Genomic DNA, 1,557 nt, shown 5'->3' on the forward strand with positions numbered 1-1,557 from the left:
CGAAGGCCATATGTTTGCAAAAGTAATAGCATAAGTTTCGGAAAATCATTAGTTTAAGTTTTCTACAACAAAGCTATAACCTCCAAAACTTATGCAAACACAATGTAACAAAAACGATTTTTCCAGCCAAAATATTTATGTTGGTATTGATGTCCACCTCAAAAGCTGGAAAGTGACCGTAATGATGGACAGTCTATTTAAGGTCACATTCTCTCAGAATCCCTGTCCACAGACATTGTACAATTATCTTGTCAAAAACTTCCCGGGTGCAAATTATTTCAGTGCTTATGAAGCGGGATTCTCAGGATATTGGACTCATCACAACCTGTGCGCCCTCGGTATCAAATCAATCGTAGTCAATCCGGCTGACATCCCGACAACCGCAAAGGAAAAAGTACAGAAGGAGGATGCCAGGGACAGCCAAAAGATTGCCCGGTCGCTGAAGAACGGTGAACTGCTCCCTATCTATATACCTTCCCTGGCATCTCTAGGACACAGGGGACTTATCAGATTAAGAAAAGCCACAGTGAATGACACCACCAGAGTCAAAAACAGGATTAAGGCCAGCCTCCATTTTAACGGTATAAGCATCCCTGCTGAAATCAACACTCCCAAATGGAACAGAAAGCTTGTCAAATGGCTTACTGAACTTGAGCTGGAGCAAGCATATAGACAGATCATAGATACCCAATTGTCAACACTTGCCCATCTGCGGCAAAGTACCCTGAATATTACCAAACAATTAAAAAGCCTCTCTAAAACCGAACAGTATGAACAGGACACCGGCCTTTTGATATCCATTTCGGGAATCGGTCTTATTTCGGCATTGACCATATTGACTGAGCTGGAAAGCATGGACAGGTTCAACTCACTTGACAAACTATGCTCCTTTATCGGCCTTGTACCGTCAACCAACTCATCCGGTGATACGGAAAGAACGGGTAATATCACCCCCAGGGGGCATAAGGTGCTGAGATCTGCTCTAATTGAATGTGCCTGGGTCGCTGCAAGGACTGATCCGGCATTGGCAAAAAGCTATAACCAATATTGCAAAAGGATGAAAGCCAATCAGGCCATAACCAGAATAGCAAAGAAACTTTTAAGCAGGATCAGATACGTTCTAATAAACAAACAGCCATATGTACTTGGAGTCATCAAATAAAACCGCATCAACATATTATTCTGTAAAACCATCCCCAAACTTTATTGGGACCGTTACGAAACCTTGCAGCAACTAAGTTGACTGTTATCTCGAAGGCTACGGCCCAATATCCTAGAAATTAAAATGTGGCAATGCAGCTCATTGAGTCTGTTAATAGAAGGTTGTTTTATGGAGTAAGTTGATGTTTTTGATAGTGGTGAAATGAGTTTTTTTAAGCTATCAAAAGACAAAGAATTCAAAGATAAAAAAAGCCCCTAACTAAAGGGGCCTGGGAGTATATTCTCCGTCATGAACCCTATTGCTGGTGGGTTGCTCTCCAGCAGAGCCCATTTCCTCTTCAGATTCATGTTTTAAAGATAAAATATCCCCACAAATTAGGAAAGCAACATAGAAGG

1 protein-coding gene is annotated in these 1,557 nt (G+C 41.6%); it reads left to right on the plus strand.

The annotated features are described in order from the left end of the window. The first annotated feature begins 91 nt into the window (after positions 1 to 91). Positions 92 to 1,162: an IS110 family transposase gene (locus tag HUJ21_RS07615; protein WP_291368423.1), complete on the plus strand. Its 1,071-nt coding sequence runs from the start codon at positions 92 to 94 to the stop codon at positions 1,160 to 1,162. Positions 1,163 to 1,557: the final 395 nt, after the last annotated feature.

The sequence above is a fragment of the Cyclobacterium sp. genome (assembly GCF_014762705.1).
Lineage (GTDB): Bacteria > Bacteroidota > Bacteroidia > Cytophagales > Cyclobacteriaceae > Cyclobacterium.